Raw genomic sequence first — 25389 nt, 5'->3', positions numbered from 1 at the left:
TACACAATACAAACTACATAAAAAAATCCTCCGTCGCAGCATCCGGCAAAATACTACATCTTCATGCAGAAATACCTGATCCTGACAACGAAGTCCAATAACAGGCATTTGATTGGCTGGCCCCAGCAGCTCAGTTCATACATAAAAACATACCTGTACAAGCTTCCGGGCGGTCAAAGAGTGACCACAGCGACAATCTCCTCCCTACCCTGATAAGGAATTGCCCCGTCTTTACCAGGAGATATAACCATTCCATCATTTTCACAACACAATAAAATACGTTCTGTATGAACCAGAAATTGCTTTTACACTACTGGAAAGCATGCTTTGCCTGCTTTGTCCTGCTGCATATCGCTGGTATCGTGCATGGTCAAAAAAAGCGGGTATTATTTGTGGGCAATAGCTATACCTACACAAATAACCTGCCGCAAATGGTAAAAAACGTCGCCGCTTCGGCCGGCGACACAGTAGAATGCGATATGAGCGCAGCGGGAGCTGCCGCTTGGTACCAGCATCTTGACTCAACGATTACCGTTTTAGCTACCCTGAGCAAGATACGCCAGGGGGGATGGGACTACGTGGTGCTGCAGGAACAGAGCCAGGCCCCGGCCTATCCTCCCGATCTGTTTTACGAATGGGTATACCCTTATGCCAGGCAATTGGTGGATACGGTAAAGCGGTATAACCCCTGTGCAGAGGTTATTTTTTATATGACCTGGGGCAGGGAAAACGGGGATACGCCATCGATGTGTAACGGTTTCCCCAACTGGCCTTTTTATTGTACCTATCTTACCATGGATAGCGTGATCCGTGCGCGTTACATGCTGATGGCCGACAGCAACAAGGTTACGGTATCTCCTGTAGGGCCCGTATGGCGGTATATAAGGGCGCATTATCCCGGCATAGGACTATACGCCAGCGATGGCAGCCATCCTTCCCTCGCCGGCTCTTACGCCGCAGCCTGTAGCTTTTACACGGCTATCTTCAAAAAACCGGCAGACAGCATCAGGTCCGACTATATGCTATCTCCAACGGATGCCGCCAATATCAGGAACGCCGCTACAAGAATCGCCTACGACAGCATGGGCTTCTGGAGTATAGGCCGTTACGAAACAATAGCCCGCTTTAACCAAAATACCGGCAGTATGCTGTCTGTTAGCTTTACCAATACATCGGTCAATGCGACGCAATACGAATGGGATTTTGGCGATGGACAAACAGCGACTGTAAGTGATCCCAGCCACACTTATGCGACTCCGGGCGTCTATACGGCAAGGCTTGTTGCCACAGGGGCCTCGCAATGCAGCGATACCGCGTATGCCAGAATCAATGTGGGACCGTTAAGCATCTCCGGTCATGATGTAGCAGCGCCATTTACTATTGCACCCAACCCCGCAACTGATATACTGTATATACAGTCTCCTATGTTCACAAGAGAAAATTGCCGCATACAAATACGGAACGGCATAGGCCAGCTTCTCTATGAACGACAGGCTACCCGCGCAACCGTGCAACCGATCGACGTATCGCAGATGAAAAGCGGCGTCTATTTGCTCCAGGTCACCGGCGCTGCCGGAAAGCCGTTCAGCAAAAAAATAACGATACGGTAGGATCAAGACTATTTTTCAGACAGCTTCATTTTTATATCTGTTTGACTATATTCACTATCCGGAAGACATGAAGTGAGCAGCTTATAGGAATACTTATGTCAAAAGAGGTCGTATGTGCCCCGTTAGATTGTCGGAGATACACCCTGCGCTTACCCGGCTTTCTGTTCACCTTTGTAGTGCTGAAGCAAACGAACGAAACAACAGCACATCCGTGGAGCAGCGACCACTATAAAAACGGGCGGAACCGAAAAGCCAGATGAGTAGGAACAAAAATAAATGCTATGTCAGACAACAGTGTTTCCCTGCACAGAGTGCTTAAAGCCTCTCCCGAAAAAGTATACCGCGCCTTCACCGAAGCAGCAGCTATCGCCTCATGGCTGCCTCCTTATGGTTTCGTCTGCACGGTTCATGAAATGAATGTAACTGAAGGCGGCTCATTCAAAATGTCGTTCCAGAACTTCACCACCGGCAACAGCCATTCTTTCGGCGGAAAGTACTTGGAGTTGAAACCAAATGAATCCCTGAAATACACCGACACCTTTGATGATCCCAACCTGCCCGGGGAAATGACTACCAGCGTTTGGCTGAGCAAGAACCTTGCCGGTACCGAAATAAAGATCACGCAAACCGGCATTCCTTCTATGATCCCTGCAGAAATGTGCTATCTGGGCTGGCAGGAGTCGCTGGAAAAGCTTGCCAAGCTGGTTGAGCCCAATATCCCCGACGCTTAATCACTTGAGTGCATGAACCTTAAAAAAGACGAAACCCGCTATCAAAGCGGGTTTTATCTTTATCATTCATCAGGCGCAGCGTGCTTTACCGGGCGCCCTTGCTCCTTTTCCTTACAGCCTGCTTTTGTCTTTCATATAGCGCAGCGCTTTTCTCCGCGTATTGCTCATAGACCTTATCGTCAAAATCTTCCAGCCAGATCCTATCCATTTGTAACTTTCCTTTCACTGGCGTACCCACCAGTTTATCGCGTTCCATATCATAGTCGTTCCAGTTCCCTTCGTAGTCACCGGTGAGCAGGTTGACGCTGGACGAGCCGCTACCGGAATGGACCGCATTGCCGAAAGCGTAATCCTTCATCCCGATCAGGCGCATCCGTTTTGTTTCCTTATCGTACCGGAACTGTGCGGCATAGCCGGAGCGCATAAAGTCTACGAAGAACTCAAAGCCATTGCGCGCCGCACGTATACCTATATTCGGCTCATTATAGTCCATCGGGCTGCTTTGCATAACTTTAAATCCCTGGGACGATAGGCGACAGATCACCAACGCTGTGGCCGGCTCATAATAGACCAGGTCGCCGGCGCCGTCTACATCCAGATCGTTCGTCAGAGTATCCTGGGCAAAGCCGGCTACACACGGCAACATCAGCATGAAAAACAAAAGTGGTTTCATTACCTAAAAATACGGTAATGCAGCAATATTACAGCCGTCATATTGTCCCCTGCTATGAGGAGAACTTTATTTCTTTGTGAAGCTTGTGCTATAGCTGTCTCCATTCTGCCCGGTGATGCGCACCAGATAAACGCCGGGTCTCAGGTCGCTTATGCCAATCGATTGTTGGTTTCCGGCGCCTTTACATGCCACTGTCCGCATACACCTGCCATCGATCGTATAAAGAGCAATATGCGTTACCTTTTCCATGGCTACAAACAGCTTATCTGTCGCCGGATTGGGATAGACCGTTCCCGCCGGAGCAACGCGCCTGCTGCCAATACCAACCGGTGTGCCTTTCTTCAGGCTCAGCTTTACAACATAAGCATCCTGCTCCGGCTCATCGGTGCGGGCCTCGAGCGATGGGAAAGCCAGTTGGCCTATGAAACGGCCGCCGATATAGACCTCGTCGCCTGCGCCGGGAGCGATAACAGATAGCTGCTCGATACCCGTGCCCGCCGACCTGATGCAGGTATCCAATTGCAATTCTTTATCAAACCGGACCACAGCAATATCTGTCTGGCTATTGGTAACAATGCTGCGAAAAAGCTTTTGCTTAATACGGAAGCTATCGATAGCGAAAACACCCAATAACATATTGCCTGCAGCATCCGGCTGAAGACATTTAAAGGTCGAGAGCTTGAAAAGCTGCGTGCCTACGGTATCGGCATAACGTACTGAAGTAAAATGTTGCTGTACCAGGTTGCTATCGACCGATGCGACCAGGATATTGGATTTGAATCCCAGGTTGCCGTGTTCCATTACACTGCCATTTACCGACCAGCTATCGGACCAGGCATTGGCAAAATAAAAACGCTTGTTGACCTTATTATACGCGAGCCCCAGGGGTGGCGCATATTCTGCCACGCTGCTGAATATTTTTTGGGCTGCGGCGACCGACCCATCTGCCCGTAACCTGGCGGCAAAGCTGCTGCGCTCGGCGGCCGTGCCCGAAAGTGTGATGCTTCCAAACCGGATATCGCTCACAAGCGTGCCCAGGATGCAAACATCGCCTTTATCGCCATAAGCAACATCCACCACGCGACTGCGGTCTTCAAGTTCAAACGGCTGTTCAAACATGGACAGTTGCAGCGGATTGCCCGAATAATCCCATTGGAAAAGACTGAGATAGGTAGAATCGGTGCGTAGGATACGCGTGGTGCTGCCAAAGGTAAACGGCGTAAAATCGGTGTTCAGGTCTCCGTACATCTCTGTACCGAGCACTACGCGCTCCCTCAGGGTATCAATATCCCAGCTCAGCGCACCTGCCAGGCCATGAGAGCAGGGAAAGGGCAACCATTGTGTACCCAGCAAGGCGCCGCTGCGGCTGTAACGCAGCAAACCGATAGTAAGACAACGCGAATCGAAACTGGGGGGCGTAAATGTATTGGGCCCTATCGTTAGCGAGGTTGCAGCGGAGAACTGCTGGATATTTATAAGCACCAGCACCTGGTCAAGAGAAGCATCGTAAACAACCTTGTTGATATCGATACCTTCTACCCTATGCTCAAATATAAGTGTGCCGTCGGCAGCATTGCGGCCGGTGAATTTATATTCGTGAAATTCGGTGTCGGCGCCCGCATTCACGACGCCGTGTTCAAAAGTCCATACGGCAGCATTTACGATGGGACTCCCCGGTATATATCCCATAGCCGGAATATCTTCGATACCAAAAAAGGAAACCGGTTTTATCCATGGGGTGGCCTCTTGCGCGTTAAGGAACAGACTGTGCAGACAGGCTGCCAGGAGCATCATTTTTTTCATAAGGGTCTGAATTGATCTTGTATAACAAAATACCGGCTATCGTTATCTAATTGCCGCAAATCCAGACAAGGCAAGAGCGGGAAATGGTTTGCGCAGGGATAGAAATACCGGTTTACAGGTAACCAGTACATGCCGGTAAGCCGTCAGACCCGCTGCAGAAGTGGCTACCCGCAAGTATTGCTGCTGTCAGGTGTAATGAAGAGACCCGCGCCGGGACAATTACAGCCAGGTGGCCATAGCCCATACCGCAAGCGCGGCAATCAATGTGTTGAACGTATTGACCAGGTCGTTGTTGAGATAGTGTTTTCGTTCGAGCGTAGCGCCCAGCAGGGAATCAGCAAGATTGCCCAGCGTACCGGCCAGGATAATGATCCCCATACGGGGACCGAAGCCATGGCCGAGCGCATCGGTCAATGCGATCAGGGCCGATCCGCCGATACCGATCAGCGTGCCCTCCAGGCTCACTACCCCGTCCAATCCCCGGGCTTCGCGTTTCCAACTCAGGATATTGACCGCATGGCGGCCGTAGACCATACCCAGCTCGGAAGCCAGTGTATCGGCTGTAGCCGACGACAAGGCGCCGGATAGCATAGAGGTATAGAGCGCTTGTTCCTGCGGCGCCAGGCAGGCCAACATACCAGCCAGCGCGGCCACGCCACCATTAGCCAGTACCTGGCCGGCCTTACGTCGCTCCTGGTGCCTTCCTTTATGCTCCAGTACCGCTTTAACCTTTTTCTTATGTCCGGTAGCCCAGGTAGCCAGTATAAAAAAGACGGCCAGCGACAATAAGCCCGTAAGCCCACCGCCCATATAGATCGCAAGACCGACAACGAATGCAGCGGCGCCTGCAGCTACCGTTAGCTTGCGCAGCTTAACAGCGGCAAAAGCACCGGCCGTCAGTACGGCTACAGCGACAAGAAGAGACCATTGCAAATGCATGACATAAAGATAACCGACTATCCCGATATAGGAAACAGTAGCCAAATTCGTCTTGATAACGGCTGCCGAGCCCGTCGAAGCACCATTTATAGTTGTCCTTTCGGACAGGCCCAAGGACCGGAGATTGTTTTGTTTCCTATATCGAGATAGTCATTTAAAGATAAACAATAAGCCGGTGTCCGCTACTGCAGCAATCCGTTGGCATCGGCGCTGAGCACCTCGCTCATATAGTCGAAAAAAGGTCGCATGTGCCTGAAGGTAAGACTGGCCTCCTCTGCAAAAGAAGACGACAGCACTTCGGCATCTGTAAAGGGCCGGCGCAAAAGAAACTGCTTGTAGCGCAGCAGGTCTATAGCCTCGTGGGCAGGATCGAAGCCCTGGGGCGCCTTCTTCAGCTGCTCGCCCTGCAAGGCGCCGAATACGGCCTTGAAGTTGCGGCTGTTCAATATCTTTTTCACCGGCGCCGGATCAAAAGCAAGCTCTTCACGGATGCGTTTCAGGTCGGCATTATCCGGCCCCCAGAAGCCACCGCCGATGAAGCTGTTGCCCGGTTCGATATGGAAGTAATAGCCGCCCCTGCGATAGCGGGTAGCACGGCGGAAGCCACCGCCCCAATGCGCTTTATAGGGTGTTTTGTCCTTGGAGAAACGGGTATCGCGGTAGATCCGTTGCAGGGCGCTTTTACCCGAAGGGGTTTCGATCTGGTCGTGACCGTTCAATTGCTCCAGCAGGGCGCCGGCGAAGGCCTCTATATGGGCTTGCTCTTCCAGGAACTGTTCTTTATGGGCATTGAACCAATCCCGGTCGTTGTGCTCCTTCAGACGAGTCAGGAATTCGAGGCTGGAACCGGGGATCACCGGCCATTGATGTGCTTTACGGGGCATATAAAATCACTTGTGCCGGCAAAGATAGTTTTGTAGCGATTTCGCCGGCATCGATATTTTCTTATCACAGATTATTTATTGTTCCCGATCCTGACCGAGATCAGCGCATTGTTCACAGTGGTCTGTTTCGTAGCTGTAGCGGCTCCGGAAAAGGTATCGTCGACGATAGCATTCACCGCGATATTGAGCTGGCTTACAAAATCGGCATAAGAAGCCGGCACATCGCGATGCAGGTACAGCAGGAGCAAACCCAGCACCGTGTGCCGCAGCTGACTTTTCATCAGCCCGATACTATCAGCAGGCAACAATCCCTGGCTCATACAATAATGCCAATCCTCTTCGCATACATTATCGAGCGAATGCCGGATAAGTGCCAGCACTTGCTTTTTGTTGGTTGCATTGCCGATCTTTTCGATAAAGAACAATTCGAAGATACCGGGATATTGGATAAAGAAGTCGGCATAGGCCCGCACCGAAGCCTTTAGCCGCCTGATCCCTTTTTCCTTCCGCTGCACCGATTGCAGCACCTGGCTTTTACACTCTTCGTAAAAATCCTGCACGCATAAAAAGATAAGCTCGTTCAGATCCTTGAAATAGCTATACAATGTTGCATAGGAATAACCGGCCCTTTCGGCAATACTCCGCACACTAATGCTCCTGAGCCCTTCAGCCTTCAGCAACTCCCGGGCTGCATCCAGAAAGTAACCTCTCATGCGCTGCTCCTGTATTTCTTTATTTTTCATACCAAACAAAATTAACGACTGCAAATATAATTAACATCGTTAAAATAATACACAAACGTTAAAAAAATAACGATGCGCCCAATTTCCGGATTGTCGTATCTTTCCGGAGCATCTCCGCAGCCCTATGAATGTCAAACAAGAATATACCTGCTACAGTATTCTTTTCCTGGTTTTCGTATTCGTCATTCCCTATAGCTTTATCCAGACCATCTCCCGGCTATCCAACAGCTGGAGCCAGGCCAGCCTGTTCCTGGCTATCACCGGCTGGATCGTGGCCCTGCTGATCGCCTTTCGCCGGAAGACGCTGCTGCAAAACAATCGTTCGGCTCCTGTAGCACGGGGTTTGCGCCTGCTTTTGGCGGCCTTGAATGTGCTCACGTTTGCTGTATCAACTTTAATCATCATCATCTGTATCTTCGCAAGTTTCCTCGATGGCAGGCCGCCAGGCCTCCATTAGCGACATCTGCCGGCACAACAACTTGCCGGTTTAGTGATAAAAAGTAATCTTTGCAGCTTTTAGGGCGCATATGCAGAAAAATCTATTTATTGCCTTCGAAGGCATCGACGGCAGCGGCAAAAGCACGCAGGTGCAATTACTGGCCGGAAAGCTCCGGGAGCAGGGACATAAGGTGTATACCACCTTCGAACCTACCGACAGCAAGATCGGCAAAATGATCCGCGATATTTTTGCTCATAAGGAGCCGGCCGACCACAGGACCATAGCCGCCCTTTTTGTTGCCGACCGCCTGGATCATTTGCTGCATCCGGAAAATGGCTTGCTCAAAAAGCTGGCAGAAGGCTATACGGTCATCACCGACCGTTATTACTTCTCTTCTTACGCCTACCATGGCACCCATATGTCTATGGATTGGGTGATCGCCGCCAATGCGCTCTGCGCCGACCTGCTGCGCCCCGACCTGAATATTTACATCGATATGCCGCCCGAAGCCAGTATGGAACGGATCAGCAAAGGCAGGAACAGTACAGAGCTATACGAAACCCTGGACAATCTGAAGCAGGTAAGGGACAAATACCTTGAAGCATTTGGGAAGGAAAAAGACCGGGAAAAGATTTTCATCACAGATGGCAACCGGCCGGCCGAAGCAGTAGCAGAAGATGTTCTGGCCGCTGTAAACCACTTGGCAGGCGTCGCGTTGACATAGGATCAGAGCACGCCGGAGTACACCCTGGTTTCATAATGGATCGTAATACAGCCATCTTCCTGATAACCGTCGAATAAGATCCTGAGATCGGCCAGCATGGCTTCATAGCCTTCTTCGCCGGCTGCCGGCATATAAGAAGACGACAACAACCGTCCTTCGAGCCCTTCATAGTCGAAGACCTGCTGATTGGAAAAAGTGTCGCGCCTTACAGGCTGCGGTTGGAAAAAAGCTTCAATTTGCTCCGGACCCACATTGCGGTGATTCAGGCTCACATACTGCCGGCCATGCTTACGGATAAGTGCTTCGTAAGCCTTTTCGAAATCCGTTCCGACCAGGCGTTCATTCCAGATCAGCGCTACCGGACCGCCGGGTTTCAGTATCCTCTTCCATTCGGGCCGCGCCTTCTCGGCATCGACCCAGTGAAATGCCTGGGCGCAGACGATCATATCGACGCTGCCGGTATCCAGCCCTGTGTCTTCTGCTGTACTGCCAACGGCCGAAAAGCCGGGATAACCCGCCAGGAGTGCTACAGCCTGTTCCCGCATGGCCTGGTTGGGCTCTACAGCCACCACCCTGTAACCGGCTTCCAGAAACAAAAGACTGGAAATACCTGTGCCCGCGCCGATGTCGGCCACCAGGAGGTCTTTGCCCTGCCCATAGGCCTCTTGCAGCCGGATGACCAGCTCAGCCGGATAGGAAGGCCGGTAACGCACGTAATTATCGACACGATTGCTGAATCTTTGTGTGGGATCTACGGACATATCAAAAGGTATTGTACGGCAATATTAATATCTTATCTCCTGAAAGAAGGCAGGATATTGTTAATTTGCGGCCGCAAACCAATATAACCCGGACTGACGGCGTTTTCTCCCTATGGAACAGCAGGAACTGATCCCCCATCTTTTCAGGAACGAGTATCGTAAAATTGTATCGGTATTGTGCCGGTTGTTTGGCATTGCTCATATCGAGGTCGCCGAAGACCTTACGAGCGATACGTTCCTTCTGGCCGCGGAGACCTGGGGCATCCGCGGCGTACCGGAGAATCCGGCAGCCTGGCTCTATTTTGTCGCCAAGAACAAAGCGATCAATTATCTGAAGCGAAACGACTTGTTCCGGCAAAAGATAGCCCCTCAGCTCGCAGCGGAGGGAGCGGCAGAAGAAATGTCCATCGACCTTTCCGAACAGCATATTGAAGACAGCCAATTGCAGATGATGTTTGCCATATGCCAGCCTGCTATTGGCCAGGAAGCACAGATAGGCCTGGCCTTGCGTATTCTCTGCGGCTTCGGCATCGAGGAGATTGCCGATGCCTTTCTCTCCAGCAAAGAGACCATCAACAAGCGGCTGTTCCGGGCCAAAGAGAAGCTGAGAACAGAAGAGGTAAAGATCGCCCTGCCCGGCCCTACCGCCATAGGCCAACGCATGGATACCGTACTGACTACACTCTACCTGTTGTTTAACGAAGGCTATTTTTCCCAATCGCAGAACACCCAGCTACGTAAGGATTTTTGCTGGGAAGCCATGCGGCTGGTGCGGCTCCTGCTCGACAACCCACTCACCAACCGGCCCGAGGTTAATGCCCTGTTTTCCCTGATGTGCTTTCATGCTTCCCGTTTTGAGTCCAGGGTCGATGCATCGGGCGAGATCGTACTGTACGAGGAGCAGGACGAGCAAAACTGGAACCAGGAGCTCATTGCCCAGGGCAATTATTACCTTAACCTGGCGGCAACGGGCGCCAGCGTTACCCGCTACCACCTGGAAGCCGGCATTGCCTTCTGGCATACGATCAAAACGGACCTGGGCGGTAAATGGGAGCAGATATTGCAGCTGTACAACCACCTGCTCAGCATTCACTACAGCCCGGTAGCGGCACTCAACCGCACCTATGCGCTGGCGCGTGCACGGGGCAATGCAACGGCCATTGCCGAAGCGGAGCAGCTACAGCTGGACGACAATCACCTCTATCACCTGCTACTGGGTGAGCTGTATAAGGATACCGATGCAGTGCGATCGATCGGCCACCTGGAACAGGCGCTGGCGCTGGCCCGTTCGGCGCCGGAGCAACGGCTGATCGCCACAAAGATCGCTGCCCTGCGTACCGCGGGCTAAGTCCCGTTAATTTTCCCTGCACTTCCGGGTTTTACCATACCGTCAACCATATCGTTCCTGATTTGTTCTTATGGACAAACCGATGCGTTATGGCAAGACCAATCTGGACCGGCACCATTGCCTTTGGGCTGGTCAATATACCCGTTAAGCTGTTCAGCGCTATATCGGAGTCTTCCCTTGACCTAGATATGCTGGACAAGAAAGACAAAAGCCATATCCGCTACAAGCGGGTGAACGAGAATACGGGCAAAGAAGTCGCCTGGAGCAATATTGTAAAGGGCTATAAGGTCGACGGCAATTACGTGGTCCTTGAAGACAAAGACTTTGAGCAGGCCTCAGCTGAAAAGACCAAACGCATCGAGATCACTTCTTTTATACAGGAGGAGGAGATAGATCCCATCTATTACAACACCACTTATTATCTCGAGCCGGATGCAAAGGATGCCAAACCTTACGCCTTGCTGCGCAGCGCTATGCAAAAAGCCGGCGTGGTAGGCATGGGTACCTTTGTGATGCGGAATAAGGAGCAGCTCTGCGTGATCAAAGTACTGGAAAGAGCCCTGGTGCTCAGCAAGCTGCACTTTGAAGAGGAGATCAGGCCATTGGATGACTACAAATTCCCGGCGGCCTCCCTGAAGCTGAATCCGGCAGAGCTGAAAATGGCCTCGGCGCTGATCGACAGTATGAAAGGCCCCTTCGACATCAGCGCCTATAAGAACGAATACACCGCACAGCTGCTGAAATTCATCCGGAATAAGGCAAAAGGCAAAAAAGCAACGCCGGTCAAAGCCAAGGTGAAGGTACCAGAGGAGGTATCGAGCCTGCTTGAGCAACTGAAAGCCAGCCTAAGCGAAGGACCCTCAGGACCAAAAGCCAAGAAAGCTGCCCCCCGCAAAAAGGCGCCTGTTACCAAACGCCGGAGAAAAACCGCATAAACACCTGCTCCGGGATCCGTTCTTTAAATCGATGCTATGACCTTACGCGCTTATAACCAGAAACGTTCTTTTCAAAAGACATCGGAACCCAAAGGCCAGAAACATAAGAGCAGCAGCGCGCTACACTTTGTGATACAGCAGCACGATGCCTCCCACATGCACTACGACTTTCGCCTCGAGATGGAAGGCGTATTGAAAAGTTGGGCGGTGCCTAAAGGGCCTTCGCTGGACCCTGAAGTAAAGCGGTTGGCCATGATGGTGGAGGATCACCCCTACAGCTATAAAGATTTTGAAGGCATTATACCGGAAGGCAATTATGGCGCCGGCACTGTGATCGTTTGGGACGAGGGTACATACGAACCCCTGGAGGAGCCCGGCTCCCGGCTCAAAGGCGAGCGCTTGTTGTTACGCATGCTGAAAACAGGATCGCTCAAGTTCCGCATGCAAGGCAAAAAACTGAAGGGGGAGTTTGCCCTGGTCAAGACAAAAGGTATGGGCGACAATGCCTGGTTGCTGATCAAGCACCGCGACCGTTATGCCAGCGAAAAGGATGTTACTTTGAAAAACAAATCGGTTCAATCGGGCAAAACATTGGCCAAAGTAGAAGCGACCTCCCAAAATATATGGACTTCTTCACCGAAGAAGGCCACAGCCGGGCGGAAGCCGGCAAAAAAAGCAGCAGCAGCAAAAAAAGCGCCTGAAAAAAAGGTAACGACAAAAAAGGCGGCAACAAAAAAAGCGCCGGCGAAAAGGAAAGGCAAAGTCAGTGAAGCAGATGTAGACCCGGCTGCAAAGGCCGATGTCAACGCACTTTGGGGCCAGGGCACCAAGGCTTCCTTTCCCAAAAACCTGCAGCCTATGCTGGCCACCCTGGTTGACGAACCCTTCGACAATGAGCAATGGGAATTTGAAGTAAAATGGGATGGCTACCGCGCCTTGGCGCTCATGAATAAAAAAACGACCGCGCTCCGGTCCCGCAACAATAAATCTTTTGACGAAAAATTTTACCCGGTATACGAAGCCATCCGGAGCTGGGGTATACATGCCGTAGTCGATGGCGAGATCGTGGTCGTAAAGGATAACGGCCTGTCTGACTTTGGCGCCCTGCAGAACTGGCGTAGCGAGGCCGATGGTACGCTGCTGTATTACGTTTTCGATCTGCTGTGGCTGGATGGCCGCCTGCTCACCGGCCTTCCCCTCGATGACCGCAAAGTGATCCTGCAGACACTGATGCCTGAAGAGGGGATTATCCAGATGGGTATTACCGTCAAGGGCAGGGGTATCGATTTTTTCCGCTCGGCAGGTGCGCTGGGATTGGAAGGCATCATAGCCAAACGCTCCGACAGTCTTTATCTTCCCGGTGAGCGTAGCCGCGACTGGCTTAAGATCAAGGCACAGCGCCGCCAGGAAGTGATTATTGCGGGCTATACCCGGAACGACGATACACCCAAGTTGTTCAGTGCGCTGCTGCTGGGCATATTCGATGGCGACCAGTTGCATTATGCCGGCAAAGTAGGCACAGGATTCAACGATAAGCTGCAACGCGAAATGATGCGCCAGTTCAAGCCCTTGGTCCTGAAGGAAAGCCCGTTTGATCATCTACCCGATTATAACAAGCCTTCCCGGTTCCGGCCCGATCCGCCGCATGCCACCGTTACCTGGCTTGAGCCCCGGTTGGTTTGCGAGATCAATTTTACCGAGATCACCGAAGACGGGGTATTCCGTCATCCCTCCTTTATCGCCATGCGCAACGATAAGCAGGCAAAAGAAGTCGTTATGGAAAAAGAAGCCAATACCCGCAAAGTGGTTAAAAAGAGCGCCGCCAAACGCGGGCAAAGTAAGTCAATTGTCAAAGCGCCGGCGAAAGGGCAACGTAAGACCTTGCTGAACCCTTCGGAGGAAAACCAGGTACGCAGCATAGAAGGCAATGAGCTCAAGCTGACGCACCTGAGCAAGCTGTACTGGCCTGATGACAAGCTCAGTAAGCGGGATATGCTCAATTACTATTACCAGATGGCGCCTTATATCCTGCCCTACCTTAAGAACAGACCCTTATCGCTTAACCGGTTCCCTAACGGCATTAAGGGCAAAAGCTTTTACCAGAAAGATGTCAGCAAGAGCATTCCCGGCTGGGCGCGCACTTTTCCCTATCGCACCGCAGATGAAGACCGGGATAAAGAATACCTGGTAGGCGGCGACGAGACCGGCTTACTCTATATGGCCAACCTTGGTACTATAGAAATGAACCCCTGGAACAGCTGTATCGAAAGCCCGGAACAGCCCGACTGGTGCGCACTGGATATCGATCCCGATAAAAGCAACACTTTTGATCAGGTGATCGAAGTAGCGCAAGCGATCCATGGCGTGCTGGAGCAGCTAAAGATCGAAGGCTATTGTAAAACTTCCGGCTCTACCGGAATACATATCTATATCCCGTTAGGCGCTCAATATTCCTACGACCAGAGCCAGCTGCTGGCCAGATTTATCGCAACACAAGTACAGCTACAACTCAAAACCTTTACCAGCATCGAGCGCATGACCCGCAACCGTAAAGGCAAGATCTATATCGACTACCTGCAAAACCGGCCACAAGCGACATTAGCAGCGCCCTATTCCCTGCGCCCCAAACCGGGCGCAACCGTGTCCATGCCACTGGCATGGCATGAAGTAAAGAAGGGGCTTAAAATGAAAGACTTTACACTCAAAAACGTACCCCGCCTGATCAAAGAAAGGGGAGACCTGTTTAAGCCTGTATTGGGAAAAGGCATCAACCTTAAGAAGATAGATCTGCCGGAATAAAGAAGCTACAGCGCTATGCCCTCAACCGTAATCGCACATATCGCTTACAACGAAGCGAAACAGGTACTGACCATAAAGTTCCTGTCCGGTGCGGTATATGCCTATTACGATGTGCCCGCTGAACTCTATGGGCGCATGACCAGGGCTAAATCCAAAGGAAAATTCCTGAACAGGCATATCAAGGACCATTACGCATTTGAAAAACTGGATGAAGATTAATTGAGCCGCATACCGGCAGCGACCAGGGTGTCGAGCGTATCCCGCTCTGTTGCTTCATCTGGCTCCGGGAGAATAAATTGTCTGTTCATTTGCATAGGACCAAGCCCGTCGCGTAGCAGTTCGGTCATGCGTTCCCGGCCATCCAGCGCAATTGCCTTCAGGTCTTTACCATGAAGAGCGTCGCCCTCCTGCTCCTGGTCAAAAATATAGATCACAAAGCTTTTGAAGAGGATATGATCTTCCTGTGCAAACAGGATTCTTGCTTCAGCGTTGAGCACGAAAGCAGGTTTATTCAGCAAGGGGTCAACGATCAGTTCGTAGTTATAATCCGTTTCCATAGCAGTACGTTGTCCCGAGCAGTTGCCCTGTATCGTTAGCTCGATCACGCCGGCTTCTTTTCGTAGCAATTCCATAAATAGCGGGATTGAGTAGGTTAATAGAATGGGTTAATGCTATATAAGATCATTCTTTATCCTCCTCAGGGGCTTTTTGTTCGGCGTTCTCCGCAGGACGATTCGGCAGCGATCCACTTTCTTCTTTACCAGCGCTGTTATTGTCGCCATTCTCCGGGTATTCTTTATTGTAGCGCCGGGTCTCGTCTTCCTTATGCTCTATTTCCTCCGGTATTTTTTTATCCTTGTCCATGATCGGTTTTGATTTTATGGTTTTTAAATTGGCTATTGCATATTCAGCTTGGAAGTGTCCGTAGTGCCGGGTGGCGCAATACTCCTGCGGCTGATGCTATCCCTGGCCGTATCGGCAGGCGCTTGGAAAGTATCAGGCAAGGGTGGCGCCTGCTGTTGCTCTTTGTCGATCCTGGGACCGCTGGCGCTATCGTTACTTTCGTAATGGCTTACCGAATCGGAGGCATTGCAAGCCTGCAGTAGCAAGGCCGCGCTTAGCGTCAGTATCCTGCTGATTATGCTTTGAGACGCTTTCATTTCTTTTATGCATTTATAAGTTATCTTTTAAAAGCCTTGCTATGGCTACATTCCCGGCAACTTAAGTCCCGATGCCACCAGGCGTTTCATCAATAGTTCCTGGAAAGCCATTTTTGTATCCATAAATCCATGCGCCGCGATCCACAGGTTAAGCATCACTTTGTAGCCATCGGGATCCAGAGAAGAGATGCCAATTCTGCGTGCAGGCTCGTGAAGGATATTGCCGGCCGCATCGATGGCAGCTTCCATTTGTTTTTTCACTTCATCGTATGGGATGCTGTTGTTGAACTTAAGCTCTATATCCAGCCGGCGGTTACCAGAAATACTTACATTAATGATCACCTCGTTGGACAGCTTACTGTTTGGGATCACTACTGTCCGGTTATCGTAAGTCGTCATTAGCGTATAGAAGATCCGGATCGCCGTAACCGTGCCCTCATTACCCTGGGCAATAATATTGTCGCCTACCTGGAACGGCTTCAGGAAAAGGATGAGCACGCCGCTGGCAAAATTCTGAAGCGTTCCGGATAGTGCCAGGCCCGCAGCAACACCCATAGAGGCCAGCACAGCAGCGAAAATAGTCATAGTGATGCCGGCGATCTGCATAAAGACCAGCAGCAACAGGAACCGCAGCACAATCAGGATTATGCTCGTAAGAAAAGGCCTGAGCGAAGCATTGACATTTCTCCGTTCCATCGCGCGCGACAAATAGCGCCCCGCCAACTTAATGAGCCATAATCCTACGAAGAGCACCAGTAAGGCCAGCAATATAGACGGGCCTTTCAGTATGATCCAGTCGTAGACCCTGTTGAGCCATTTCTCTGCATCCATGTATCGGGTAACGATTTGGTTATTGGTCTTTACACAACAGCCCCCTTCCGCTTTTGTTTTTTACGGCTTCCTGCTTTAACAGGACAGCAACGTGCGTGATCTTTACTTATCCCTATTTAAACATTGTTTAACATGACCTTTTCATCCTTTGCCCACTCTGCCTGTTAGGCTAGCATTGATACTTAACATACCCATCGTTAACCATTAAACCATGTTGAAATGGCCAGGTATTCCCAAAAAGCCGGCGAGAAAGTAGAAAAGGCAATGCATGAGATGCATGAAGGCAAACTGAAAAGCGGGGGTTCAGGTAAAAAGGTAACCAGTCGCAAACAAGCTGTAGCCATAGGCCTTTCCGAAGCCCGTGAGGCCGGCGCCAAAGTGCCCAAAAAAGCGGGTACTAAAAAGAAAACAGCTACGAAGAAAGAAGCAGCGCCAAAGAAGGCGGCCCCAAAGAAAACAGCTGCTAAAAAAGCCGCCCCGAAGAAAAAGACGGCAGCCAGGAAGAAAAGTCCGGCGAAGAAAAAGAGTGCTCTTAAGAAAACAGCAGCAAAAAAGACCGCTGCCCGCAAGCAAAAATAAAACAGGTAAGAAATCAACTGATCTTGTACGAATAAAGAGGACGCTAAGCCCTCTTTATTCGTCTCTATATGCTTAGTCTAGCCTATCAGAAGCTTGTCGTTCGAGGCGCCAACAAATTGTAGTACCCTTACCGCATGCGATCCATTAAGACCGCTGTCGTCCCTCTCTTTTTGAAAAGCCTTGAAAGAAGGTGTGTTCAGCACCTCCTGCTGAATCTGCTCATCGCGGTAGGTAGAAAAATGCAGGAAAGTGACGCCGTCTTCCATAACAGAAATATGGTACCAGAAAGCGGTGGCGTCCATTTTTCTGAAATCTACCAGGAAACGCTGTATATTCTGTTTGTTCTGCAGGGCGAATTCTGGCTTTACGGTATACGTTACTTGTACTGTGATCATCGGTTATTGATTTTATTTGTTTTCAGAATAGCGCGTTATAGCGCCTGTTACCCTGATATGACAAGTGGAATCCAAAATTCAGGACAAAAGCCGGAAATATTTTTTTCATTCCGGAATTTAATTTGGGGGTAATATGGCGCTCATTTATGGAAAACCTTTGAAATATGGCCTCATCGCCTTATTTTTGCCGCCCCACTCGGGATGTAGCGCAGCCCGGTAGCGCGCGTCGTTCGGGACGACGAGGTCGCAGGTTCGAATCCTGTCATCCCGACAACGAAAAGTCTTTAGCTCTGCTAAAGACTTTTTTTATGGCTGACAGTGACGTCAAATTTATTTGAAAGGAACGGGCAGCCATAAAAAACGGCACGAAGTGCAGGCTTTTCGTTGTATCCTCCCCATTCCCGGATCATGTAAATAATCCTGTCATCCCGACAAAAGAAATAAAGCTCTCCGCAATGCGGAGGGCTTTTTCTTTTGACACGAATGGCAGAAAACTTGTTTTCGAATAGAAGGGACAAAAGAAAAAGCAGCGTAGCAAGCTTTATTTCTTTTGGACTTCCACCTTTAGGATCATTGTAAATAATCCTGTCATCCCGACTTGAGAGGACAAAATGGAAGCAATTCCATTTTGTCCTTTTTTATTTCCGCCTATTTTGCTCTCTATCTGGTAGATATATTGCACAAACTCATTAACCCTTCCGGTTCGAAGCCTGTTGTTTTCAAAATGCAATTTTTCCGGGAACATCGAACCAATTACTGCCCGCTTCTTTTCCATATCGGCCCCTGTTTAATTCCTCCTCGAAAAACATTTGCATTGCGGGCCGAAATTTTGCTTTTCTCCTGAGCCATGAGGAACCGTCGATAGGTGACCAATTTAGAATCTATTATTACAGCACTTACGAAACCTTAAAAGCCTGGACGGCGCTCTTTTCAAGTTTACTTCCGGACCATTACCAGGAATTAGATCAGGATAGTATGCGTTACTAAAGCTTCTATTCCTACCCGACAGCAAAACCCAAGGCGTCAATATTAACGCTACTTATGGTACTCAAAGGGTAAAGCGAATTTTCTACCTTTACAAAATGCGCAAACAACTCTTAAAGCTCATTGCAAAAAATGTTACGCTTTCTGATACCGACAGAGAATTGTGCGAACAATACTTTGAACCTGTCCTTTTTCCTAAGAACCGAGTGATTGAAGAAGAAGGAAAGATTCCAAAGTATCTGTATTTTATTGTAGTCGGTTTTGTAAGGCTCTTTCACTATAACGATAAAGGCGATGAAATCACAACACACATCAACTGTCCGCCCGGCTTTATCACATCATACTCTAATTTTATCAACCAAGCCAAATCCAACGAAAATGTAGAATGTGTCACCGAATGCGAACTGCTTAGAATTACAAAAAAGGATTTAGACCTGCTCACCCAACAAAGCGCTGCATTCAAAGATTTCAGCATCTCTATTTTTCAGCAATCCATTACCTACAACGAAAACCGCTCAAAAGAATTGGCGGCACTTACAGCCGAACAACGATACAAAAAATTGATTGCAAATTATCCCGAAATTCTTCACAACGTTCCGGTGCAATATATCGCTTCTTTTCTTGGCATGAAACCCGAAAGCCTGAGCAGAATCAGGCGGCAAATGATTAACTAACATTTGTTAAGCAGTTTCGCTCTTTATAATTTCAACTTTGTGCCATCATTTAAAATATCAATTCGAATGGCACAGAAAAATTTAGCTCTCGTCACCGGTGCAAACGGACACCTTGGTAATAATCTAATAAGATTATTGATTGAAAAAGGCATTCCTGTTCGGGCATCGGTTCGCAACATCAAAAACAAAAAACCATTTGCAGGCTTGAATTGCGAAGTGGTGCAAGCCGACATCACCGATAAACAATCCTTGGTGAATGCCTTGCAAAATGTGGAAACCTTTTACGCGGTTGGTGCTGCTTTTAAACTTTGGGCAAAAGAGCCCCAAAAAGAAATCTATGAAGTAAACTTGTCGGGAACAAAAAACATGATTGAAGCCGCGGCGGAAGCGGGCGTAATACGGATGGTGTATGTGAGTTCTGTTGCTGCGCTTAATTATTCCACGCTTCCGACAAAAGAAGATTACGGATACAATCCCGACCGCAGGGATATGTATTACAACTCGAAAAACGACGGTGAAAAACTGGCATTTGAGTTGGCAAAAAAACACAACATAGAATTGGTGGCTGTATTGCCATCGGCAATGATTGGCAGCACAGCATTTGCGCCATTAAACGTATCATACAACATCATAGATTTGATTCTGAAAAAGCAAATACCAGTTGAAACCAACATCACGCTGAACTGGATTGATGTAAAAGACGTTGCCGAAGGTTGTTATCTGGCGGCAACAAAAGGTAGAGTTGGCGAACGCTATATTCTGGCAAATGAGAAATGCACCTCTATCAAGCAGACCACAAAAATTGCTCAGGAGTTATTTCCGGAACTAAAGATAAAACTGCCAACAACTGTACCCAAACCAATATTGTTTGCAATTGCCTGGTTGATGGAGGCCGGCAGTAAGATTAGCGGAAAGGCACCTTTGCTAAGCACCAAGGACATTGCCATGTTTTCAGGTCTGCAGCAGGATTTTGACATCTCAAAGGCAAGAACAGAATTGGGTTTCAGCCCTAAAAATCCAACACAAGCCGTAAAAGAAGCGATGCAATATTTACGCGAAAACAGGGATCGGTTGGGCTGATGACATAACCATTAACGTGTTGCGCATCGGTAGTGCTGCTCACATGGGCCCCACCGGCCGCAAAATCTTTTGGTTGATTGGCAGAAACGAAGTTACAAAACGCCTTCGTCCCTTCTTTATCCCGGGACATCAACCTTGCCCCTATCCATGCTAGCGGAAGATGACAGCGCTAAAAAGCTATCCTCTTTTGACGGCTTCGTCGCTATAGCCTTTTGCACTTATTCAATCTTTAGTACGTTAGCGACATTGCCGCTCTATTTCCGGCCCAAATCTGCTAACGGAGCAATACTAGCTTTTGATAGGCCTTCGCGGTGATCCCTCTAGCCGTTTTGGCATCCAGGCGGTAAAAATAGACGCCCTTCACCAGAGGTACGCCACCTTCGCCCAGGCCGTCCCAGGTTATTTCCGTGCGATTGCCCGATGTGGTCAGGTGCTGCTTAATTACCTTAACCAACTGCCCGGATCCCGAATAGATGGCCAGACTTACATCCATATTTTCATTTTCCAGGTTATGCTGGAATACGAAATGGGTGATGTTGGTCATCGGATTGGGATAGTTGTAGAGGTCGCTGATAAAGCCTTTGTCCTTGTTCTTCACCTCAAAAACCACCGTTCCTTCCCCGGAGTTGTTATACACATCCCACGCCTTTACACGGATGGTGTGCATGCCGTCGGGGAGATTCCGTAACGGAAAATTGCGGATATAGCCCGTCCGGTAGTCATCGGACCCGGTACCGAAATAAGCGCTGACGGGCATCGGATTCTGTACATCATCGTCCAGTATGGCCACCATATTATGGCCGATGGAGCTTCCGGAGATGTTGAAGCCGTTGTCGTCGTATAGCTTTACAAAGAGTGTAGGATTGGGGCCGGTTACGCCACCGTTCCTGAATTTATCATCGTCTATAAAGGGTTGTACAATAGGCGCATCATTGTCTTCGCCCGCCTTATCATTGTAGCCGCCCACCGTATAGCCACTGTCGATGCCTGCGGCATCGGTTACATCGCTGTTGGCATAGTAGCTCACCTTACCTTTACCATAGGCGTAATTGATATCCTTGGGTGCAATAAACCTGGCCCTAAAGCGGCCGCTGGTCACTGTGCCCTGTATTTTAGCAATAACATTGGTCTGTAAGGGAAAGCTGGACGTGGCTTTCGGATCAGGGTTTACCGTCTGCACCTTGCGCATCTTGTCATAGATCGTTACATATACAGTACCGTTGAAGTTGTCCAGCACATTATCGTTCTGGTCTTTCACAAAGCCGCTGATAACGTACCGGCCCAGGGCTTTGATCGTGTCTGTATCGAAGGCGCTGCCGTCGTATTCCGCCTGGAGCTTTTCAGTGACCACTTTGTGCACGGGCAGGGCAATGTAGAGGGCAGGGTCGCCTAGTACGGCATATTTATGGTTGTTCTCCGGATCACTTATAAAGGTAGCCTTCCCCTTGCGCAGGGCCTCACCCAGGTTGCGCCATTTTCCTTGTGCGTCTTTGCTAAACTGTGCATGAGTATAAGCGCCATTCAGGCTCTTATTGGGCCCAGGGTATACTACCTGCGTAGTGGTGATCATAGCGATAGCGCCATTCTCCGCGCTTATGGTCAGCTTGGCTCCGGCCGAACGCTGCCCGGGATCATCGAAGCGGCCGAAATCGCAGGTCGCTGTAACCATTACAGGTAGCTTATCTTTATTCTTCCAGGCATTATAATCTTCGGAGGTAAGGATGGCTTCGTGGGCCCAGCGTTCGGGACTGCCATGACCCGTATAGCAGGCCAGCAGGGTACCCACGCTGATCTGGGCATCTGTAGCCTGGTTAGCGGCGGGGTAACGGGGACCTGCCGGTGTGCTCACCTCACTTAAGGCATCACAATATATCTTGTAGACATTGTACACGTTGGCCGAGTCGTAAAAGTAATGGTTCACTGTTTCGCAGTCGTCGAGGTGGTTCATCCTATCATTGTTCTCAGTCGCATTATTGTCATGATCATCGGCAATATAGGTGACTACATTTCTCCAGGGGCCGAAAGAGGCGGGGCTCGTATAGTGTTTTACCTTGTTCACATAGTCCCGGGCTTCCTGCACGGTATAAGCCGGTATCCTTCCGGTGCCCACGTCTACGATATGAAGCATTGGGAACAATAGCGGATCGGCATTAATATCATCATTTTCATCCAGCAATGCGAAGAAGTCATCGGACGCGTACGCTTTGCTGCCTGATGTGCTATTGTACGTTTCGTAGGTGGGTACAAAATTGGTGTTGAAGCCGAGACGATCCTTATAGTCATAAGAAGCCGCACCCATAAAAAGGACATTCCGTATCATATCACTACCATCGCTTTGTGCACGATTGTAAAACATACGGATAAAGTTGCGGATGCCGCCAATATCCTGACTACCCGAAGAAAATTCATTATAGATCTGATCCAGGGGCACTACAGCCACGGATATTCCGTCTTTCTGCCGATGAAAACCGCCCAGCTCTTCAGCTGCCGGTCTGAACTCGCCTGGCGTTACGATGAGAAAGTCGATCTGTCCCATGCCGTGCAGGTCCTGATTGGCCAGGTTACCTATAGCGACGGGCGTGCTGAACTGGCTGCCATCGTAGGCAATAAATTCCTTGAGGCTTTTGCCGGCCCGTGAAAAAGTGTAATGACCACTTCCGGCGCTGCCCTCCAGGTTAACCGGCGAGAGTGGATTGGTTATGTCCCATACTTTCAGGTTAGCGGGGGCATTCTGTAACGTATAAGATGCATTTTCGCCCGCCGGCAGGCTGGCACTTTCCCAGGACCTGAACGCGAATTGGGGGCCAGTGAATACCGGCTGCCTGCGGTAGTTGAACCGTACATAATCGATATAGGCAGCGCCGGTGCCTTGGGGAACATACTGGAACCTTAAGGAGACAGGGCCGCCACTACCCGGCGCATTTACCGAATCGGATGCCGTTTCGGAGGAAACGAGGATATCATCATCCGGCGCTTTGCCCAGTTTGAATGTTCTAACGGCCACATTGTTGAAGCTCATGGTGAGATTATTGCCGCTGGCTGTATTGATATTGGCTACATTGGATCTGACCCTGATCTTGCCAATAGCCGGCCCCAGGTTCACAGTCAGGTTTTGTGCGGGATTGGTGGTCCCTATAGTGTTCATCTTATAACCCCACCACATTTTACCTATAGAGCCCAGGTTAAAGCTATCGCTGTCGATCAGGTAGTAGTCGTCGAAGGCAGAAACATTGAGCGTGGCGGGAGCTGTAGCCGCTTCGCTGGCAATACGTTTACCCGGGCCAAGATCGAAATTCACGAAATAATAGCTCCGGTTCTCATAATAGTTACTGGTATGATCAAAGCTCCGGTTCACCGAATCTTTGCTCCAGAGGGTAGGACCATTGGCATAGAACAACACATAATCGCCGGGGGCAAAGCTGTGCCCGGTGCTTTGCACCAAAACGGCATTTTCGATCAGGTCGTCGGGTTGGTCGTCGGTTACTTTTTCAGGCAGTACGGTACCACCATTACCGTAGACGCGGATATTGGCAGGATCGATGCCCGCCGGATTAATACCCATGCTCTGCAGAAAATTGTAGTCGATCTTGTAAATACCCCTGGCAGGAACGGCGATCTTGTACCAGGTTCCTGAGGCCAGCACCGAATGCGGCACATCCGTAGGCTTTTGAGCAATGTTGTTTGAACCGTCGTCTGTCTCGGTCACTTCCAGGTCGAAGGAAACCAGGCGTTCGGTTCGTCCGTCAACGATACGGTATACCGGTATCTGCACAAAAGCGATCGTGCGCTTACGCTCCTTACCGGTAAAGATGTCCGGCTCAAAGCTGCCGGTTCTACGGGCGCCGGCCGGCAAACCCGCTATAGGCTCCGTCTGTATATTGATCAGCTTTACTACCGGCGTGCTGTTGTATTGCAGCAGGAGCTTCTCCGACACCACACCCTTAGTGGTATTGTAATCATTAACTGTATGGTGCGATATCACTACTTTTTGTTGCGCAAACAGACAAAAGAGCACAGTGCCCAATAGCCAAAAACATAGGACAAATTTCATCATTACGAAAAATTTAAGATAGTAATTTCAATCCTGGGTATTATACAACGTAAAATACCGGACTGTAGTATGGCGAAAAGTCTATCCGCAAAAACATCAATGAAAATCCTGGCATTACAGACCGCGCGGAATTTACTCCGGGACCCTTCGACTAATGGAGGCGTTTGAGCAAAAGGCCTTGACAGAGGGCGATAAAGGGCTCTAATGCAAAATGAACCTGAGGCGCCTGCATGATTACGATTGTAAGGAGCCGACCAATATAGACAGCGCCATGCGGCAACTGTTCGACCTGCGCCTGCGGGCGCGCAATGGACATGATATGATCCAGCTATCCCGGCTTAAATCAAAAACCCGCTCCAGTAGCGGGTTCTATATGCTTTAGCTGACCGGATCGGGTATTTGCGACATGGCGGTATGCTATGTTCCGTTAGCCCGTTATTGTTGCGGATTAAAGATGTAAAAGATCATTGTTCCTTCTGTTGCCTGGTAGCATGTGGCGCTATAGTCCTTTGATCTTTATTCGTTTCAATTTTAATGATGAATAACCTTTACCGCTTTGGAAAGTTTGCTTATTTGTTTGAATATATTTCATAAGCGTTTGTTTATTTACGTCACCCAACAATACTATTGGCTCCTTCTTGTCGTCTTCAGACTCAGCTATACCGGCTAAAATGAATTGTTGCTTTGAAATCCATATGACTTCTTCAATCTTTTGCGAACTTGTTCCGAAGAAAATTCTATTCCAATATTTTGTTTTGAGGTCGCACAGCAATATTGCTTGATCTATATCCGGGCTTGCTTTATAATAATCCCTTTTCTTTTCAAGGCTTAATTGATAGCTATAGATGTCAATAAATTTCAAGCTGTCAACCGAATAAGTAATGACAGGTTTATAAACGGCTAAGAAATCTTTTAATGACCCGAAGTCCTGCGCATAATTGTTGTCGAAGTGTAAAGTGTCGACGAGTTCAAAATCTGACAAACTAAAATGGTTAAAACTGTTTGTCCATTGTTTCAGTTCCTTGTCAAAATATTTTTTGCATTGTAACAGGTTTGGGTTTTGCCCAAAAGCCAGATGTCCGAAAAAAAGAAAGTATAGAATTGAAAAGTGTTTCATGTCAAGCTATAAATAATTGTGGTGTGTCAATTGCTATTGCTACTCACTGTTGGCGGCTTCCGTTCGGGTGGAAAAGCCTGCAGGAACCTTCACAACTGAACGCTAATCCGCCTGAGGCCAAACTGTCAT

Annotated in this window: 26 protein-coding genes and 1 tRNA gene; 13 read left to right on the top strand and 14 right to left on the bottom strand. The window is 49.5% G+C overall.

The window, feature by feature from the left end; translation table 11 throughout:
• Window positions 1–287 precede the first annotated feature (287 nt).
• Window positions 288–1610: a PKD domain-containing protein gene (locus tag DZK30_RS05100; RefSeq protein ID WP_118972986.1), complete on the top strand. Its 1323-nt coding sequence runs from the start codon at window positions 288–290 to the stop codon at window positions 1608–1610.
• A 281-nt stretch (window positions 1611–1891) separates the two neighbouring features.
• Window positions 1892–2341: an SRPBCC family protein gene (locus tag DZK30_RS05095; RefSeq protein ID WP_118972985.1), complete on the top strand. Its 450-nt coding sequence runs from the start codon at window positions 1892–1894 to the stop codon at window positions 2339–2341.
• Between the two features lie 85 nt (window positions 2342–2426).
• On the opposite strand, the gene DZK30_RS05090 is transcribed toward DZK30_RS05095, so the two are convergent.
• The 5 genes from DZK30_RS05090 to DZK30_RS05070 all read right to left on the bottom strand — a co-directional run bounded on the left by DZK30_RS05090 (window position 2427) and on the right by DZK30_RS05070 (window position 7383).
• Window positions 2427–3014, bottom strand: a complete 588-nt coding sequence (locus tag DZK30_RS05090; protein ID WP_162902846.1) for a hypothetical protein — start codon at window positions 3012–3014, stop codon at window positions 2427–2429.
• A 66-nt stretch (window positions 3015–3080) separates the two neighbouring features.
• Window positions 3081–4817 (bottom strand): T9SS type A sorting domain-containing protein, encoded by a 1737-nt coding sequence (locus DZK30_RS05085; protein ID WP_118972983.1) that lies wholly within the window; start codon window positions 4815–4817, stop codon window positions 3081–3083.
• A 219-nt stretch (window positions 4818–5036) separates the two neighbouring features.
• Window positions 5037–5801 (bottom strand): DUF92 domain-containing protein, encoded by a 765-nt coding sequence (locus tag DZK30_RS05080; RefSeq protein WP_205529362.1) that lies wholly within the window; start codon window positions 5799–5801, stop codon window positions 5037–5039.
• A gap of 137 nt (window positions 5802–5938) precedes the next feature.
• Window positions 5939–6640: a DUF2461 domain-containing protein gene (locus DZK30_RS05075; protein ID WP_118972981.1), complete on the bottom strand. Its 702-nt coding sequence runs from the start codon at window positions 6638–6640 to the stop codon at window positions 5939–5941.
• Between the two features lie 71 nt (window positions 6641–6711).
• Entirely contained in the window at window positions 6712–7383 is a 672-nt protein-coding gene (locus DZK30_RS05070) for a TetR/AcrR family transcriptional regulator (protein ID WP_118972980.1), read from the bottom strand.
• 124 nt (window positions 7384–7507) lie between these two features.
• Between DZK30_RS05070 and DZK30_RS05065 the strand changes: the two genes are divergently transcribed.
• Window positions 7508–7840, top strand: coding sequence for a hypothetical protein (locus DZK30_RS05065; RefSeq protein WP_118972979.1), 333 nt, complete (start codon window positions 7508–7510; stop codon window positions 7838–7840).
• A gap of 70 nt (window positions 7841–7910) precedes the next feature.
• Entirely contained in the window at window positions 7911–8546 is a 636-nt protein-coding gene (gene tmk / locus DZK30_RS05060; protein ID WP_118972978.1) for a dTMP kinase, read from the top strand.
• Window positions 8547–8548: 2 nt separating this feature from the next.
• Here tmk and DZK30_RS05055 read toward each other — a convergent pair whose 3' ends face one another.
• Window positions 8549–9307 (bottom strand): class I SAM-dependent methyltransferase, encoded by a 759-nt coding sequence (locus DZK30_RS05055; RefSeq protein WP_118972977.1) that lies wholly within the window; start codon window positions 9305–9307, stop codon window positions 8549–8551.
• A 112-nt stretch (window positions 9308–9419) separates the two neighbouring features.
• Here DZK30_RS05055 and DZK30_RS05050 point away from each other — a divergent pair, with 112 nt between their 5' ends.
• The 4 genes from DZK30_RS05050 (at window position 9420) to DZK30_RS05035 (ending at window position 14608) form a co-directional block, all read left to right on the top strand.
• A complete protein-coding gene (locus tag DZK30_RS05050) occupies window positions 9420–10655 on the top strand; it encodes an RNA polymerase sigma factor (protein WP_118972976.1) in 1236 nt (411 codons plus the stop codon).
• Window positions 10656–10744: 89 nt separating this feature from the next.
• Window positions 10745–11590: a non-homologous end joining protein Ku gene (ku, locus tag DZK30_RS05045; protein WP_118972975.1), complete on the top strand. Its 846-nt coding sequence runs from the start codon at window positions 10745–10747 to the stop codon at window positions 11588–11590.
• Window positions 11591–11626: 36 nt separating this feature from the next.
• Entirely contained in the window at window positions 11627–14389 is a 2763-nt protein-coding gene (gene ligD / locus DZK30_RS05040) for a DNA ligase D (protein WP_118972974.1), read from the top strand.
• 15 nt (window positions 14390–14404) lie between these two features.
• Window positions 14405–14608 carry a KTSC domain-containing protein gene (locus tag DZK30_RS05035; RefSeq protein WP_118972973.1) on the top strand — a complete coding sequence of 68 codons (204 nt, stop codon included), beginning with the start codon at window positions 14405–14407 and terminating at the stop codon, window positions 14606–14608.
• On the opposite strand, the gene DZK30_RS05030 is transcribed toward DZK30_RS05035, so the two are convergent.
• The 4 genes from DZK30_RS05030 to DZK30_RS05015 are packed head-to-tail and all read right to left on the bottom strand — an operon-like array spanning window position 14605 to window position 16380.
• The gene (locus DZK30_RS05030; protein ID WP_118972972.1) at window positions 14605–15021 is read right to left on the bottom strand and encodes a hypothetical protein; all 417 of its coding nucleotides are present in this window, start codon (window positions 15019–15021) and stop codon (window positions 14605–14607) included. The two genes, DZK30_RS05035 and DZK30_RS05030, sit on opposite strands and share 4 nt — an antisense overlap.
• Before the next feature lie 49 nt (window positions 15022–15070).
• Entirely contained in the window at window positions 15071–15253 is a 183-nt protein-coding gene (locus tag DZK30_RS05025) for a hypothetical protein (protein ID WP_118972971.1), read from the bottom strand.
• 32 nt (window positions 15254–15285) lie between these two features.
• Complete coding sequence (locus DZK30_RS05020) at window positions 15286–15549, bottom strand: hypothetical protein (protein WP_118972970.1); 264 nt, start codon at window positions 15547–15549, stop codon at window positions 15286–15288.
• Window positions 15550–15594: 45 nt separating this feature from the next.
• Window positions 15595–16380 carry a mechanosensitive ion channel family protein gene (locus DZK30_RS05015; RefSeq protein ID WP_118972969.1) on the bottom strand — a complete coding sequence of 262 codons (786 nt, stop codon included), beginning with the start codon at window positions 16378–16380 and terminating at the stop codon, window positions 15595–15597.
• Between the two features lie 219 nt (window positions 16381–16599).
• On the opposite strand from DZK30_RS05015, the gene DZK30_RS05010 reads away from it, so the two are divergent.
• Window positions 16600–16959: a DUF6496 domain-containing protein gene (locus DZK30_RS05010; RefSeq protein ID WP_118972968.1), complete on the top strand. Its 360-nt coding sequence runs from the start codon at window positions 16600–16602 to the stop codon at window positions 16957–16959.
• 77 nt (window positions 16960–17036) lie between these two features.
• On the opposite strand, the gene DZK30_RS05005 is transcribed toward DZK30_RS05010, so the two are convergent.
• Window positions 17037–17354, bottom strand: coding sequence for an antibiotic biosynthesis monooxygenase (locus DZK30_RS05005; RefSeq protein ID WP_118972967.1), 318 nt, complete (start codon window positions 17352–17354; stop codon window positions 17037–17039).
• Window positions 17355–17551: 197 nt separating this feature from the next.
• Between DZK30_RS05005 and DZK30_RS05000 the strand changes: the two genes are divergently transcribed.
• Window positions 17552–17625: transfer RNA gene (locus DZK30_RS05000), tRNA-Pro, on the top strand.
• 270 nt (window positions 17626–17895) lie between these two features.
• On the opposite strand, the gene DZK30_RS04995 is transcribed toward DZK30_RS05000, so the two are convergent.
• A complete protein-coding gene (locus DZK30_RS04995) occupies window positions 17896–18129 on the bottom strand; it encodes a hypothetical protein (RefSeq protein ID WP_118972966.1) in 234 nt (77 codons plus the stop codon).
• Window positions 18130–18436: 307 nt separating this feature from the next.
• Here DZK30_RS04995 and DZK30_RS04990 point away from each other — a divergent pair, with 307 nt between their 5' ends.
• On the top strand, window positions 18437–19012 hold the full coding sequence (locus DZK30_RS04990) for a Crp/Fnr family transcriptional regulator (RefSeq protein WP_118972965.1): 576 nt from the start codon (window positions 18437–18439) through the stop codon (window positions 19010–19012).
• A 66-nt stretch (window positions 19013–19078) separates the two neighbouring features.
• Complete coding sequence (locus DZK30_RS04985) at window positions 19079–20092, top strand: NAD-dependent epimerase/dehydratase family protein (protein ID WP_118972964.1); 1014 nt, start codon at window positions 19079–19081, stop codon at window positions 20090–20092.
• Window positions 20093–20366: 274 nt separating this feature from the next.
• Here DZK30_RS04985 and porU read toward each other — a convergent pair whose 3' ends face one another.
• Window positions 20367–24146 (bottom strand): type IX secretion system sortase PorU, encoded by a 3780-nt coding sequence (gene porU / locus DZK30_RS04980; protein WP_118972963.1) that lies wholly within the window; start codon window positions 24144–24146, stop codon window positions 20367–20369.
• Window positions 24147–24354: 208 nt separating this feature from the next.
• On the opposite strand from porU, the gene DZK30_RS25665 reads away from it, so the two are divergent.
• Complete coding sequence (locus DZK30_RS25665) at window positions 24355–24525, top strand: hypothetical protein (protein WP_162902845.1); 171 nt, start codon at window positions 24355–24357, stop codon at window positions 24523–24525.
• Between the two features lie 117 nt (window positions 24526–24642).
• Here DZK30_RS25665 and DZK30_RS04975 read toward each other — a convergent pair whose 3' ends face one another.
• Window positions 24643–25260, bottom strand: coding sequence for a hypothetical protein (locus tag DZK30_RS04975; protein ID WP_118972962.1), 618 nt, complete (start codon window positions 25258–25260; stop codon window positions 24643–24645).
• Between the last annotated feature and the right edge of the window lie 129 nt (window positions 25261–25389).

The sequence above is a fragment of the Taibaiella koreensis genome (assembly GCF_003545715.1).
Classification (GTDB): domain Bacteria; phylum Bacteroidota; class Bacteroidia; order Chitinophagales; family Chitinophagaceae; genus Taibaiella; species Taibaiella koreensis.
This window is presented reverse-complemented; position numbering and strand designations above follow the sequence as displayed.